This is a genomic window from Microbulbifer jejuensis (assembly GCF_047289955.1).
GTDB lineage: Bacteria > Pseudomonadota > Gammaproteobacteria > Pseudomonadales > Cellvibrionaceae > Microbulbifer.
Window position 1 is genome coordinate 76,505 of the sequence record NZ_JBLBUB010000003.1, and the last position, 13,639, is coordinate 90,143.

Sequence of the window (13,639 nt, forward strand, 5' to 3'; positions counted from 1 at the left end):
TTAAAATTTGTCATTACATTTATGCGTTGTAATTTTGTCAGTACAAGTACAACAACCTGCCTAATTAAAAAGACAGGACAGCTGCGGTGCCCACCGCTATACGGTACAGTATTTCCGTAATATCTTTAGTTACCTGTAATTCACTGGAGTGAATTTTGGGCATTACCATGATCTCATCTCCGGGGCGCAACCGATCACCCAGTCGATTATCGAAATCTCTGTCCTCAATTCTGCTGATGGTCCCATCCAGATGTAAAATGATCAGTTCATCCTGATTGGCATTATTGGCAAACCCACCTGCCAGTTCGATATATTCATCCAGAGTGCGTTTTTTACTGTAGACGAGAGAAGTCGGGAAAATAACCTCGCCTACAACGGAAACCGTGGAGGCTTTCAGCGGTACAACAAGTTCATCGCCATCTTCCAGCAGCATCTGTGCAGCATTGGAGCTATTCGCTATCACTATCTGTCCCCGAGGTTCCGCTTTACGGGCCTGCTCAATGAAACTTTGTATCATGGTCGCATTATCTTTCTGCGCCGTCTTTTCAAGGTCCGTATTCGGCTGCCTTGTCAGCACTTCCATTTGTAAAGCATCCAGAGAACGATCCAAAGCCGCCCGCTGCTTTTCCGCGACACTTTTGCGATAAAGCTGTACCGCGGACTGGTCTGCGTTTTCGCGGAAATTCAACTGTATCATCAACTCATTTAGTGTGGCGCCGTAGGGCAGTACGTAAGTAGCCGGACCATCCAGCTCTCCGGAGACACGAATTGAAATCGATTCGATATCGTTATCCCGCACAAGCTCCACCTGGGCACCAGGGTAGAGGTACACCGCCATCGCTTCGGTCAGTGGTAGATAACTCGCCTGCCGTAATCCATCAATTACCTGAGTGATGCGGGCAAAATTGGCTTGAGGTTCCGGCTTGGTCACCAAGAGCATTTCACCCAACTGTGTATAAGGGCCAATAAACTCCATTTGTGCCACCTGCTGCACAGCCCCTTTCATGGTCACAGAGCCTTTGCGTGAGCCAACGACGACTACATCACCACTGCGTAATTGCAATGATGGCATGATACCTTTTACCAGAAAATTGTAGAGGTTGATCTTTTGTATCGGTTTTCCGCTGCGCATTACCTTGATGTCAATAAAACTTCCAGTTTCAGGATCTATACCTCCCGCACTATCCAGGTAGTAGAGAACGGAATCCGAGGAAAAGCCATTATATAATCCAGGCTTATTGACGTATCCGGTAACAAATACCTTTACCGGCTGGCTGGCTTCCAGATTTGCATAGGCCTGCACATTTTTCTTGAACACACGTTTTACATAACGCAAGACAAAATCATTGAGCTCACCGTTTTTGACCCCCCCCACATGGATCGGCCCCACTTCCGGTACAAAAATATTGCCCTGCGGATCTACCAATAAGGTCGAATTAAAGTCATAGGCACCCCACAGCTGCAGAGTTATTTGATCACCCACCGTAATGCGGTAATCCGGATTGAAACCACTGAAAGGCTGATCCTTAAAAGCCCCCCGAAAAAGAGATTGACCAAAAACCGGAACCCCCGATTGCGGCAATTCCGAAGCTTCTTTATTGTCTAACAGTTGTGTTTCAAGAGCCGCAACCTGTGGGCACACAAAGAAAGCCAACAGGCCCAGAACTAAACGATAACTTCTTACTTTTCTTGCGGTCATTTCTGCTAATCTATTTGACTAAATTCACTCTTTCAACAAACAAGGCTGCTGTGCCGCTCTTGCAAGCATTTTCTGTACTATTTATCCAACAAAAATATATTACTGCCTTACCCACCATCCTCTTGCAAACCTACCACAGAAATATCGTTACTCTTGCGTGGGGTCAACTTTGTACTATAAGGATCTTCCTACATTCTATGATCACGGATACTGGCAGCCAGCATTTTTCCAACCCCGTACAGCAACAGCAACATAACGGCAAAACTCGTCAAATTATATAATTTACGCGGATATCCCGCTTCTTCTGCCAGAGAGGGTTGTGCGACCACCATCAAGTGTTTCAGTTTTCCAGAGGCTTCCATACGGGCAGTTTCTAAAGCTTTTAAAGAGGCCGCATAGGCATCTGTTGCGAATTGAAGATCAAGTTCCAGGTTTTGAAACTGTGCCCCCAAGCTATTCAGTCTTTGCTTCCCTTCCTTATCTATCCCCACCAGGCGAACTTTTTCCATTTCAATTTGATGCTCTAGTGCGTCGATCCCCGACTGCATGGAAATAATCTGGGAAGAATCCGGGTTCAAATAGGTCTTTGCCGCCGTATACTCGGCACGTTGCTCTGCAAGTTTGGCTTCAAGCCCCTGGATAATACTACCGATTCCTTTGGTAAGCTCTTCCGGGCTCACAATATTATTACGGTTCTGAAAATCCAGAATTTCCTGTTTTGAGCTACGTAAATTTTTCTGGGCTAATGCCAATTCGCTTTTTACAAAATCAACCTGTTTATCTGCAAGCTGATTACTGATTGCGTTCACAAAATCTTCTGATTTTTGAATAACAGTCTCGACTAGATGCTGAGCAAAACTCGAATCGAACGCTTGCATCTCAATGGAAATAATACCTGTAGCCTCGTCCAGACCAACGCCAATATGCTGTCGATAATACACCAGGTAGTCTTCCTGGGTTGCATCCGCATCAAGACGGGAGAATACATCGTGGCGATTGCTCTTATAATAATTCGCAAGATCTAATTCTTCATCCAGATACAACGCCATATCCAAAGACTGGATATAATTGACCACCAGAAAAACATCCTGATTATCAGATCCTATACCCGGAACCAAAAATCCCAGCGAGTGGGATGTCGCTTGAGGGGCGGCGCTGTCTTTCACTATTAGCTGCGCATGGCTCACATAACGTTCTGAGACCCAGAATGCGTAATAAGCTCCAACAATCAACAGAGGAGCTGCGACAAAGAGCAACAAGCCACGCCAGCGGCGTAAAAACTCTACAGGCTTTCGGTGTGTATCACTCACATGATCTGAGAGATTTCCAACAGTTTTCCTTACTGTATTAACCACCCCCCGCAGTGCCTTACTCCCCACTATTTCGATTTGCTCATCTGTACGCGAATTTTTTTCTTCCATCTACTTTAATATACACTTCTTATTTGAATATTTACGATGCTATATTGCTCTTCTACCGAGAAGCTGCGCCTTTCAGATACAGAGCAATAGCTTCATCCATAGAGCCACAAATTTTCACTCTTCCCTCTTCAAGGTAGATTCCCACTTCACAATTTTTTCTCAGCAATGGCATCGAATGGGCAACAATAATAAAAGTGGAGGTCTTGCGCTTTTCAGCAATAACCGCTTCACATTTATTCTTGAATTGGGCATCCCCTACTGACATGACTTCATCTACCAGGTAGACATCAAAATCAACAGCAATACTCAACCCAAAAGCGAGGCGTGATCGCATACCTGAAGAATAATTTTTAATCGGGGCGTCGAAATAATTTCCAATTTCGGCAAACTCCTGAACTGTATCCATCACCTTGCGTTGGCCAGCACCCCAGATACCGTGAAGTCCGCAGACAAAGGCAACATTCTCCCTGCCGGTCATGCTCCCCTGAAAACCACCAGACAGCCCCATCGGCCAGGATATTCTTTGATTCGTAATCACTCGCCCGGCATCGGGATAGTCAATCCCCCCCATAATACGCAACAAAGTTGACTTACCTGCTCCATTGCGCCCGAGAATGCCTATATTTTTACCCTCAGGAAAAGTAGCATTTACAGCTTTGAACAGTACATTACGACCCTGGGGCGTTAGATAAGACTTTGTAAGGTTCTCCAACTTAATCATTGGGTGCGCACCAAATCACGCCAACTCACTCTATAAACCAGCAGCCCAAATGCCAGCATTCCGATTGCAGTGAATGCAAGATGCTGAAAGCTGGAAAACATGCCATGGTAACTGGCAAACAAGCCCTGGCGGGTAAGTTCTATTACATGCAACAAGGGATTCCAGATCAAATATGGATGATACTCTTTTGGAATCTGGTCGAGCGAAAAAAATACACCTGACATAAAGTACAAAGGCCGCACAAGCACAGGAAGCACTTTAGAAAACTCTGGATACCTTTCTCCCACAACACAAAGGACCAGACTCAAGCCCAAGCAAAAGCCAAAAAAAAGAACATTGACTTCAACCAACAAAAGAAAATTACCGAAGGCGGCTTGCACACCGCACCATGCCAGCACAACAAGCAATGCGATCAGGCTTAACAGGTAAATAATGAACTCCAGCAAAACTCTGCTGAGTACAGCATCAAAAGGGCGTAGCTGGCGATAATTAAATAGCCCGCGATTGGAAGCTACTGTAGCCAGGCTTTTGGAAAAACAGTGGCTGAAAAATAGAAATGGCGCTATGCCCCCCAGCATAAATAACAAAGTAGGTATGCCCGGATAGAACTCCCTGCCGAGAAAACTGAAAACTGCCGCCAGCACCATGATGTGCATTGCCGGCTCAAGTAGGGCCCAAGCATAGCCTAGCCGCCATTTGCCAAAGCGGGTTTTCATCTCTCTAACCAGCAACGCATAAATCACATCGCGCTGGATCTGCCAAACGGTACGCTGAACTGTAGGACCCATATCTTTCTAACTTCTTAAATATATGTGAACCAGTCCCTTCACAATCAAGCCGAGAAACATTTATACTTTAGCTGAGCTCATCTGAAGGAGATTTATTTCATAAAATTGACCCCTGAGCAGCTAAAGCTGTGCCATACCTAACTCTCTGACTCTTAGCAACATCTAAACCACATGTTATATAGCCAATTTTTTGAGGTGTTCGCCTCAAACCCCATTTTGCGCGGCATCCTACCACAGCCCACTGCCTGCGTCACACCATACCTATTGCACGCCATTACGCATTAGCTGCAGCTTGCTTACCGATCCTATTTGGCTCCTAAATAATGGAAGCGTTACACAGTTGGAAAAGTCCGAAAAGGAGCCATTCTTACTGTCATCATTAGACAAACTGCTACCAATAGCTCATCAGATAAACAATCTATGACCGTCAAAAATGTAAACATCCGCATGTGTACCTCCACCCACGGGCATATGAGCATCCCGCCACAGCGTTTGGCGAATCTGCCGTCCGTAATCCAGCCAATGCTTCTGTAGGCCCTGAAGCTCAAGGAACATTTCGTCAATACTGTACACTTCCACTTCCGAGCTGAACTGCCGCAAGGTCGTTATCCCCCGGTGCGAGATATCCCCATAAAGGGGGTAGTTGCCGGAGAAGATAGCCACCTGGTGCAGCCACAACAGAGGCTCGATCTTAAAGACGGGCTCAAGATCCCCGATACCCAACGATTTGGCCTCTTTCGAACGTGCCACAATAAAACCGTCGTTAAGGGAGAGTACCACCACCGGCTTAGCGCGAAGATCCGGCCGAAAAATCTGCTCACAGCTGGCGTAACAGCTGTTGCAATCCACCAATGCCAGCATTCACAGAGGCCGATGGTAGCGAACGGAGGCCTTGACCACCCCTTCCACACTCAAGTCTTGCCCCTCCCGGATAGGGATTGGAGGATATTTGCTTTTTGTCTACAAAAGGCGCCTGTGGTGACGATCCTGCACTTTGCAGGCCAAATGGCCACCCAGAGCGACCACCACCACATCGCCCTGTACCGGTTCCAGGGAGCGGTCGACAATCAGCAGATCCCGGTCAAAGATCCCAAGCCCCTGCATCGAATCGCTATTGGCACGCGCGATAAAAGTTGCCGCGGGTTTAGTGATCAAGTGTTCATCAAGACTAAGGCTGGCCTCCTTGTGATCATCTGCTGGGGACGGGAAGCCGCAAGCAATGCTGCAGCTATATAAGGATAAGTATTTCATTCGGGGGTGCTACTTAAATCCTGTACGCACATACAGTTTATCTTTGTAAGCCACTGCCGCCAAGGGTGGAAGCTGACCGATAGGCCGGGTATTATTCACATAGCCAGCCTGATTGTTCCCCTGCCTTTGGGTTTTGCTCGCAGCGTCATTTTACCGACTATAGAGTTCCCAAAGCCAAATCCACTACCGGCATGAATGCCGTGCTCAAAGGACTCCACCAGACAGGAATTTCCAGGAGTTCAGATAGCACCTTTACCTCACTGATCAAACCGTTGAGCGGAGTGCTTTATACAGGGGAGAGCGGACACAAAACAAACTTCAAAACCGGAGTAACACCCCAACGCCACCGTGATATTCATTGTGATAGCTGGCAGCAAAGGATAAAAAATCCGAATGCCAATAAGTGAGTTCCACGACGTATTCGGATTTGGAGAAGGAATCGTACTCGTACTCAAAACCTAACCCGAACCGGTCAATAATCGCCAGCTCCCGACTAATCGTGATCCGTCCGTTGCCGCGGTCATCCGCCCACAACAGGGCATTAATTTTGAAAGGCAAAAGACAGTAGAAGCCTGCCACGGCACGGGTGCGGTGGGGGTCAAGATCAGTATCGGTGTTAACGCCCACAAAACCGGAGAAAAAGCGGTTCACAAAGCGATAGTACCCGAGCGTTGCTTGATACTCGTTGTCCCAGTTGCTCTCCCAGGTCAGAAATACATCGTTACGATTGTTGCGCGTTATCATGAAGCCTGTGTTCATATTGGTCTGCAGGCCAATATCCGCCCAGGCATACCAGGGGTCTTCCAGTGCTTTATAGCGAATCGCCTGAATTTCCGGAGACACTTCCGTGCCTTCGTAGTGAACGATTCGCGCCATACCGGACTCCAGGTGATACAGAATATGGCAGTGGAAGAACCAGTCTTTCTCCTCGTTGGCTTTAAATTCGATCATGGTGGTGCTCATCGGTGCCACATCCACCGTGTGTTTTAGGGGTGAATAATCGCCCTGGCCATTCACTACCCGGAAAAAGTGCCCATGCAGGTGCATGGGGTGGCGCATCATGGTGCTGTTTACCATCACAAACCGCACATTTTCTCCTTTCTTGATTTTGATATAAGCATCTTCACTCAGGGTTTTGCCATTCATGGACCACACATAGCGTTTCATATCACCGGTCAGCATCAATTTCACACTACGGGTAGGGGCGTGTTTGGGCAGGGCGGTGGAAGTGACTGAGCGCAGTTGCTGGTAAGGGGCTGGTGGACGTTGTTGTGCATCGCCACCGGTCAATATGGAGCCCTCGATATTAGTGATATGCCCCATATCTGATTTAGGCATCCCCCCGGAGCTTTTATGCTTCTTCTGGATACGCTGAATCATTTCAGTGCCCACGTTGGCTGCGTAGGTATAGATATTCGGTCTCTCGATAGCCGGCGCAAAGACTTTTTCGCCACGCCCGATCCAACTGGAGGTATGGTTGGAACCATCGTAATTAGTAGCGCGAAACTCCAGGCTTTTGCCCTCGGGCACCGTGACCAGTATGTCGTAGGTCTCCGCGACGGCAATCAACATCCGCTCCAACTCAATCGGTTCAATATCCTGGCCATCGGCAGCAATAACGGTCATTGGACCGCCTGCATAGTTCAGGTAAAAATACGTGGAAGTACTGCCATTAATAACCCGCAACCGGACCTGCCGACCGGCTGGCTGATCCACAACCCAGTCCTTTCGGCCATTGGTGATAACCCTGTCGTAAGCGATATCGGAAACCTCCGCATTGATCAGGGAATACAGGTTCCGTTTAGTCACATTGCCGATGGTTCCCGCCCGAATGGCGCCAACCAGGGTTTGCGAGTTACCGGTGCGGATGGCAAAGCCTTCGTTATCGCGTTTGAGCTTTCGCAGTGTCTCTTCCGGGCGCTCATCATTCCAATCCGCCAGCATAATGATCTGATCAACTGGTGCATTGGGGGGGCGCTCTTTGGGGTGAATAATAATAGGACCAGTCAGACCGTACTGCTCCTGCAAGCCAAAGTGCGAATGATACCAATAAGTGCCACTCTGCTTGATCGGGAATTCATAGGTGAAAGCACTACCAGGCATAATGGGGACATTGGTTACATAGGGCACACCATCCATATGGTTGGGCACCAAAAGACCGTGCCAGTGGATTGTAATGGGTTTTTCCATGTGGTTTTCCACATGCATTACAGCGTAATCGCCTTCGACAAATTCCAGTGTCGGACCAGGTAGCTGGCTGTTAATGGTGATCGCCTGCACCGTTTTTCCTGTAATACTTCTGGGCTCACGATCCACCACCAAGGTGTATTCCACACGTTTTGATAACGCCGGCAGTGATATCAACATCAGCAGAATCCAACTTATCCATAAAAGCAGAATTTTCATGTTGCTATCTCTAAAATATACTCAGCCCTCACTGACAAAGGCACATCTGGAACAAGCCGGAAAAATTAGCCGGCAACTTGTACAATAAGCGCTATTTTTTCTCTTATCGCTCAATCTTTTATTTTCTTAAAAAATATGCCATGCGTACCCCGGTCCATTTTGCCCCCTGCCTCTTGATTGCCCGGAAATTTTTGACGCTCTTGTTACTGATTCCCAGGGGCTTTCTCCACCACGATTGCCATGGCAATCGTGCATGATTGCATTGATGTATTCGATCACTGTGTAGATATTAAAAAACGAACCAGGAATCACGGAACACATACTCCGCGCACCAACAATCCACACAGACCTGCAAACGCTGCACTGCCGGCCACCCGCCCTGCCAATGCCCATTCACCAGACCGGCTATCGCTTGTGTCAGGGGAGAGAACAACGACCATCCCTCAGCAAAACTGGCAGCGGTAGCACGAAAAACACCCGACTCCAGAGTCAAACATTAGTATCCAATTGTAGTTGCGACATCGACCGCATGGAGATTGCGTTGAGTGAAAGTAGGCTGCTTTCAGAAAGACAATGCCAGGGGGCAACAGGGAACACACCTGAACAGGTTGTTATCAGACTACTCCGAGTCCGGATAGTAGGATTCCCCGGTGCTCAGGTGTCTTGTGGCAGATACAGGGGACCCTCCCATGTCATACACCGCCCCACCTGAATTGTGGTGCTGTACAAACCCGTGGCTCTATCTGTTGGCGGATAGTAGAAACCAGCCATGATACTCCAGCAGTACTGGCAAAAGTTGAAGCGCCAGTTCACCCTTCAAGCCGCCGGCAGGCCCAGTCCTTGCTATCTCCCAATCCTATGGGCAGCAATCCCCCCCTGTAGAAGCGCTGACCGCCAAGCGGCGCCATCCAACGCCAGGCAGATGCAAGCGCTGACAAAGCCTGGCGGGAGACGGAAACCGAATGTTTCCCAGCATAACCAGCGACTGCGACGACCTCCGCCCAGCCGCTCGACACTGGAGCGTCGGGCGCAAAAAGTCACCGCTTATATCGCCCAAACCCCTTGCTGGGTGATCACTCTCCATCCCCGAGGTGAGGGTGTACACGGCCTGCTGGACGTCCTTAGGAGCCAGCGTCTGCGCACTGATCTTGTTGCCGGTATCGACGGCCGCACGGATTTTCCCCGGCTTGAAGCGGGTGAATATATCGCCAATGCAGCCACCCGCTGGCGCCACTTATGCGAGCTGACAAGTTCTGAAATCGGCTGCTATCTGGCCCACCTTCGCACCATAAACCGCGCATACCGGGCCGGATTCAACAGGATCTGTATTCTGGAGGACGATGTGCAGCTGGAGCCGGATTTTGGCAGGGTCCTGGCAGAGCTGGAGCGCCTGCCCCCCGAGGTGGAGATGATCCGCCTGATGGGGCTCAAGCTCAGGAAGCGCCGGGTAGTAAAAATCCTGGGGGATGGTATCCACAAACTCGTGCGCCCCGAGCGCGGCTGGTGCGGAGCCCAGGGATACCTCATCAACCGGGAGGGGATGCGGAAAGTGTTGAATTATGCCAACCGTATCTTGGAACCCATCGACAAAGTTTTTGATCACTTCTGGCAATTCGATCTGCACCTGTATGGCGTCGAACCACATTTGCTGTGGGAGACCGAACACGCTTCCAGCATCGTGAAGTCCAATATGGGCAAGACCAAGGTCACCCCATGGCTGTACTGGTTGCACCCTATTGGAAAACTGTGGCGCAGTGTCGGGCGGCATTACTATCTGATCCGCCATGCGCGCGCATTCTATCCGGCACAAAAACCCCATCGACGTACCGGACGCACGGTGAGAATAAAACCCTGACACCCGCTTCAGAGAGCGGCAGTGCTAGCTCTCCCAGTGCCTTTGCATTTTCACGAACATAAACGAAGCGGTCCAGGTAATCATCATCAATCCCGTCAGCGCCTCCAGACCCGCAGTAAAACGCAGGTGCCCGTGCGGTTCGATATCCCCGAAACCGAGTGAAGTGTAAGTGGTGAACGAGAAATAGGCACAGTCCAGCAGGCTGCCATTAAAGTTACCAATCAGTGTGCCAAAATACGGTGAATTCACCATAAAGTAATAGCTGTAGGCGAACAGCCAGATCTCCGCCACATGAGCCAGCAGTGCGCCAAATACCCCGATCATAAGCCCCACATTGTACCGCAGGGAGTGCCATTGCCCGATACGAGTGAGCACATTGAGTACTGTCTGGTGAATCAGCACGACGGCCGCGGTAACAATGCAATTGATCACAAAGGCAAAGGCTGTTTCAGCGTCGATCATAAAAAAACTCGCGCACCAGTCTTCCCGCTTCCTTAGCCATAATCCCGGACTCTATATAAATTTTATGATTGAAAAAGTCCTTCTGGCCCAACCTTAAGTGGCTCTCTACAACGCCTGCACGGGGTTCGCAGGCACCGTAGACCAGGCGCCCCACCCGCGCATGCACCAATGCGCCAAAACACATGGTGCAGGGCTCGATGGTTACATACAGCGTAGTATTTGGCAGGCGGTAATTTTGCAGCCCCGCGGCAGCGTGGCGCAAGGCGACAATTTCCGCGTGAGCGCTGGGATCGCAGTCTCCGATAGGGCGATTGCTGCCCTCACCGACCACCTTACCGTTATGCACCAAAACCGCCCCTACCGGCACCTCGCCACGCGAGGCAGCAATTTCTGCCAGCTCCAGGGCTCTACGCATAAATCCGTAATCTTTTGGTGTTGCCATGAATCTTGCTTGTTACCTCTGCTTCACCCATATACAGCCCTGAGGTGGGTCTTAATACCACCGAGGGAATGATACGCGCCCTGGGATACAGGTAGCTCCGGCAATTGTACCGATATTTCAATAGCGATCATCAGACAGGCCATGAAAGCGCTATCTGGATGCAGGGTTAATAAAACGGCGTACGACAAAGTCGGCTTCCAGTGTCAGGCTGTCCTGCTGAGCCAATGCAGCGCGGGTCTCCCGGTTTCCCTTCCAGGCGAGCGGTGTCATGGCGAGGAAGTCGGCAATTGCCGCACAGCCTCGCAGCTCAAGTGGAAAGCAGCAACGCAGATCCACTTCGGGATAAAGCCCTTTCACAGCCCTGGGCACAGGGTGCTTGCGCGGCTCTTTATACAGTCGACCTTTCAGGGTCCATAGATGATCCGGACCGGGAGAGACATCCAACAGGTATCCCCCGGTTTTTATGACCCGCAACATTTCGCTATCCGGCGCTGGTGCAAAAATACGCAACAGGTGGTCCACGCTATCCGAGGCAACTGGCAAATTGACATTGCTCGCCACGACAAACTGGGCGCCGCTGTCCGACTTGGCCGCCATACGCACCCCAAACTTGGCAATATCCACCCCGGCAAGCGCGTGCCCGTGCCAGCCGGCAGACTCCAATTGGCGCAGATAATAGCCCTCGCCACAACCGATATCCAACAGATTGCCCCCCGGTTTATAGGGAAGCAGCGCTGTAATCGCCTCTACCAGCGGGCGGTAGTGTCCCGCCTTGAGAAAGCGCCGCCGCGCGCGCAGCATCTGTGCCGAATCCCCGGGTTCTTTACAGCGTTTGCGGTACACGGGCAGAAGATTGACATATCCCTCCCGGGCACAGTCGAAACTGTGCCGGTTACTGCAGTGCCAGCGCTTATGATCGGGTATCAATGGCTTTGCACAGAGAGGACATTGCCAGATCATTCAGTTTCCTGATGTTGTATATGCTTCATCAATGACAGCGAATCGCGCTGCAGGATAAGATCCGCCGCCTTTTCCGCAATGGCGATCACAGGCGCATTGGTGTTGCCGCTGATCAGGGTGGGCATTATGGAGGCGTCCACAACCCTCAGTCCATCCACCCCATGCACTTTTAACTCGGCATCAACCACGGCAAGTTCATCATTGCCCATTTTGCAGGTTCCCGCCGGATGGTAGATGGTCTCAGCATTCTGGCGAATAAAGTGCTCTATAGCGGCTTTGTTCGTGAGCTTTTGCTCCGGCAGCCAGTGGCGTTTCTGATAGCGCAGTAAATCCTCCTGGGCGAGAATATCCCCGGCCATCTCAAATGCCTCCAACATCACCTGCAGGTCCTCAGCTTCACTGAGATAACGAGGCTGAATACGCGGCAGCGCCCGCGGATCTTGCGTATCCAGGGTGATTTCTCCGCGGCTTTTGGGGCGCAGCGCACAGGCGTGCAGGGAATACCCGTACCCGGGCTTCTTGATCAGGCCGTGATGAAATAGCGGTGCCGCAGTCAGATGAAATTGAATATCCGGACAGCCGTTGGCCAGGGTGGAGCTGGCAAATCCCCCGGCTTCGGCCACGTTACTGGTGAGCGGTCCCCGATTCAGAAACCAAAACTCGGGCGCGCGCAAGGCGCTTTGCAGTTTGGGCCACAAGGACTCAGAAAAGCTCACCGGCGCCGACGCCTCTATAACCTGAGTGATATCCAGGTGATCCTGCAGATTCTTCCCGACACCGGGCAAATGATTCTGGGGCAGCAGGTCGAATTTGCTCAGTTCTTCCTGTGGGCCAATGCCGGAAAGCAGGAGAATCTGTGGAGACTGGATCGCCCCGGCACAAAGCAGAACCTCCTTGTTGGCCAGAATCTGCTTGCCGTTGATCAATTCCACCCCCGTCGCCCTGTCTCCCCTTAAAATCAAGCGGGCAACCGGGCTTCGGGTACGGATACGCAAATTCGGCCGTCTCTTGACCGGATGCAAATACGCTGCAGCCGCAGAACAGCGACGCCCCCTGCGCTGGGTGACCTGATAAAAACCGACGCCCGACTGCTGGCTGCCATTGAAATCCATGTTAAGCCTGTGCCCCGCGGACTGCGCAGCCCGTACAAATGCCTGCCCCGCCTCCGTCTTCCACTTCAAGTCCGCAACAGACAGGGGGCCATAGCCACTGTGGTGGGCATCGCTTCCCCGCTCATTGCCCTCGGCCAAAAGGAAGTACGGCAACAGGTCCCGCCATCCCCAACCGGGGTTGCCGGCAGCCTCCCAGGCATCATAGTCCTCACCACTACCGCGAATATAAACCATGGCATTGATAGCGCTGCTGCCGCCCAGAGTGCGTCCCCGCGGCCAGAACAGGCGGCGATTCAGCAAATGCACCTGGGGCTCGGTGTAGTGGTGAAGGTTGTAGCGGGTACCCGGCAGCAGGTGACCGATACCCAAAGGCATTGAAATCAGCGGACTGCTATCGGACGGCCCTGCCTCCAGCAGGCAAACCCGGTGTTGCTCATCGGCGCTCAGTCGGTTGGCCAGTACACAGCCGGCAGAACCGGCACCTACGATCACATAATCAAACACCATTTGAGCAGACATAAG

12 protein-coding genes are annotated in these 13,639 nt (G+C 50.9%); 1 reads left to right on the plus strand and 11 read right to left on the minus strand.

All coding sequences use genetic code 11. From position 1 onward, the window contains the following. Positions 1-64: 64 nt before the first annotated feature. The 7 genes from ACL7TT_RS02720 to ACL7TT_RS02750 form a co-directional block, all read right to left on the minus strand. Complete coding sequence (locus ACL7TT_RS02720) at positions 65-1,699, minus strand: polysaccharide biosynthesis/export family protein (RefSeq protein WP_413392987.1); 1,635 nt, start codon at positions 1,697-1,699, stop codon at positions 65-67. Positions 1,700-1,887: 188 nt separating this feature from the next. Beyond that, a complete protein-coding gene (locus ACL7TT_RS02725) occupies positions 1,888-3,120 on the minus strand; it encodes a hypothetical protein (RefSeq protein ID WP_413392989.1) in 1,233 nt (410 codons plus the stop codon). Positions 3,121-3,172: 52 nt separating this feature from the next. Further along, positions 3,173-3,841, minus strand: coding sequence for an ABC transporter ATP-binding protein (locus ACL7TT_RS02730; protein ID WP_413392991.1), 669 nt, complete (start codon positions 3,839-3,841; stop codon positions 3,173-3,175). Then, positions 3,838-4,629 carry an ABC transporter permease gene (locus ACL7TT_RS02735; protein WP_413392993.1) on the minus strand — a complete coding sequence of 264 codons (792 nt, stop codon included), beginning with the start codon at positions 4,627-4,629 and terminating at the stop codon, positions 3,838-3,840. The genes ACL7TT_RS02730 and ACL7TT_RS02735 overlap by 4 nt, the downstream gene beginning before the upstream one ends. Positions 4,630-5,034: 405 nt before the next feature. Next, on the minus strand, positions 5,035-5,490 hold the full coding sequence (locus tag ACL7TT_RS02740) for a Y-family DNA polymerase (protein ID WP_413392995.1): 456 nt from the start codon (positions 5,488-5,490) through the stop codon (positions 5,035-5,037). Between the two features lie 99 nt (positions 5,491-5,589). After that, positions 5,590-5,880, minus strand: a complete 291-nt coding sequence (locus tag ACL7TT_RS02745; RefSeq protein WP_413392997.1) for a LexA family protein — start codon at positions 5,878-5,880, stop codon at positions 5,590-5,592. 318 nt (positions 5,881-6,198) lie between these two features. Beyond that, the gene (locus ACL7TT_RS02750) at positions 6,199-8,247 is read right to left on the minus strand and encodes a multicopper oxidase domain-containing protein (protein WP_413392999.1); all 2,049 of its coding nucleotides are present in this window, start codon (positions 8,245-8,247) and stop codon (positions 6,199-6,201) included. 808 nt (positions 8,248-9,055) lie between these two features. Between ACL7TT_RS02750 and ACL7TT_RS02755 the strand changes: the two genes are divergently transcribed. After that, positions 9,056-10,141 (plus strand): glycosyltransferase family 25 protein, encoded by a 1,086-nt coding sequence (locus ACL7TT_RS02755; RefSeq protein WP_413393001.1) that lies wholly within the window; start codon positions 9,056-9,058, stop codon positions 10,139-10,141. Positions 10,142-10,165: 24 nt separating this feature from the next. On the opposite strand, the gene ACL7TT_RS02760 is transcribed toward ACL7TT_RS02755, so the two are convergent. The 4 genes from ACL7TT_RS02760 to ACL7TT_RS02775 all read right to left on the minus strand — a co-directional run bounded on the left by ACL7TT_RS02760 (position 10,166) and on the right by ACL7TT_RS02775 (position 13,636). Next, positions 10,166-10,603 (minus strand): ion channel, encoded by a 438-nt coding sequence (locus ACL7TT_RS02760; RefSeq protein ID WP_413393003.1) that lies wholly within the window; start codon positions 10,601-10,603, stop codon positions 10,166-10,168. Continuing rightward, a complete protein-coding gene (gene tadA / locus ACL7TT_RS02765; protein WP_413393005.1) occupies positions 10,590-11,045 on the minus strand; it encodes a tRNA adenosine(34) deaminase TadA in 456 nt (151 codons plus the stop codon). The genes ACL7TT_RS02760 and tadA overlap by 14 nt, the downstream gene beginning before the upstream one ends. Before the next feature lie 150 nt (positions 11,046-11,195). Then, on the minus strand, positions 11,196-12,005 hold the full coding sequence (locus ACL7TT_RS02770; RefSeq protein ID WP_413393007.1) for a putative RNA methyltransferase: 810 nt from the start codon (positions 12,003-12,005) through the stop codon (positions 11,196-11,198). Further along, positions 12,002-13,636 (minus strand): GMC family oxidoreductase, encoded by a 1,635-nt coding sequence (locus ACL7TT_RS02775; RefSeq protein WP_413393009.1) that lies wholly within the window; start codon positions 13,634-13,636, stop codon positions 12,002-12,004. The genes ACL7TT_RS02770 and ACL7TT_RS02775 overlap by 4 nt, the downstream gene beginning before the upstream one ends. Between the last annotated feature and the right edge of the window lie 3 nt (positions 13,637-13,639).

Coding starts and splice junctions, on each gene's coding strand:
- ACL7TT_RS02750 (WP_413392999.1), bottom strand. CDS start 8,247: ATGTTGATATCACTGCCGGCGTTATCAAAACGTGTGGAATACACCTTG.
- ACL7TT_RS02775 (WP_413393009.1), bottom strand. CDS start 13,636: ATGTCTGCTCAAATGGTGTTTGATTATGTGATCGTAGGTGCCGGTTCT.
- ACL7TT_RS02720 (WP_413392987.1), bottom strand. CDS start 1,699: ATGACCGCAAGAAAAGTAAGAAGTTATCGTTTAGTTCTGGGCCTGTTG.
- ACL7TT_RS02745 (WP_413392997.1), bottom strand. CDS start 5,880: ATGAAATACTTATCCTTATATAGCTGCAGCATTGCTTGCGGCTTCCCG.
- ACL7TT_RS02730 (WP_413392991.1), bottom strand. CDS start 3,841: ATGATTAAGTTGGAGAACCTTACAAAGTCTTATCTAACGCCCCAGGGT.
- ACL7TT_RS02770 (WP_413393007.1), bottom strand. CDS start 12,005: ATGATCTGGCAATGTCCTCTCTGTGCAAAGCCATTGATACCCGATCAT.
- ACL7TT_RS02725 (WP_413392989.1), bottom strand. CDS start 3,120: ATGGAAGAAAAAAATTCGCGTACAGATGAGCAAATCGAAATAGTGGGG.
- ACL7TT_RS02755 (WP_413393001.1), top strand. CDS start 9,056: ATGATACTCCAGCAGTACTGGCAAAAGTTGAAGCGCCAGTTCACCCTT.
- ACL7TT_RS02735 (WP_413392993.1), bottom strand. CDS start 4,629: ATGGGTCCTACAGTTCAGCGTACCGTTTGGCAGATCCAGCGCGATGTG.
- ACL7TT_RS02760 (WP_413393003.1), bottom strand. CDS start 10,603: ATGATCGACGCTGAAACAGCCTTTGCCTTTGTGATCAATTGCATTGTT.
- ACL7TT_RS02740 (WP_413392995.1), bottom strand. CDS start 5,490: ATGCTGGCATTGGTGGATTGCAACAGCTGTTACGCCAGCTGTGAGCAG.
- tadA (WP_413393005.1), bottom strand. CDS start 11,045: ATGGCAACACCAAAAGATTACGGATTTATGCGTAGAGCCCTGGAGCTG.